The 305-nt window shown below is 49.8% G+C and carries 2 tRNA genes; both read right to left on the reverse strand.

Annotation, left to right across the window (positions count from 1 at the left end):
• Positions 1–20 precede the first annotated feature (20 nt).
• Positions 21–96, reverse strand: a tRNA-Val gene (locus EJ063_RS20845).
• A gap of 66 nt (positions 97–162) precedes the next feature.
• Positions 163–238 (reverse strand) — tRNA-Lys (locus EJ063_RS20850).
• Positions 239–305 lie beyond the last annotated feature (67 nt).

Raw genomic sequence — 305 nt, forward strand, 5'->3', positions numbered from 1 at the left:
ATCCAAAAATACTTAGAGAATGGTGGGCGATACCGGGCTCGAACCAGTGACCCCCTGCTTGTAAGGCAGGTGCTCTCCCAACTGAGCTAATCGCCCACATAAGTTCCCTTTGTCTTCACTTTTTAAAAGTGAAAATAAAGAGCCATACTTCGTGGAGAAGAATGGTGGGTCGTGCAGGATTCGAACCTGCGACCAATTGATTAAAAGTCAACTGCTCTACCAACTGAGCTAACGACCCAATGGTATCCCGTAGGGGAGTCGAACCCCTGTTACCGCCGTGAAAGGGCGGTGTCCTAGGCCTCTAG

The sequence above is a fragment of the Vibrio aquaticus genome, from assembly GCF_003970385.1.
GTDB classification, from domain to species: domain Bacteria; phylum Pseudomonadota; class Gammaproteobacteria; order Enterobacterales; family Vibrionaceae; genus Vibrio; species Vibrio aquaticus.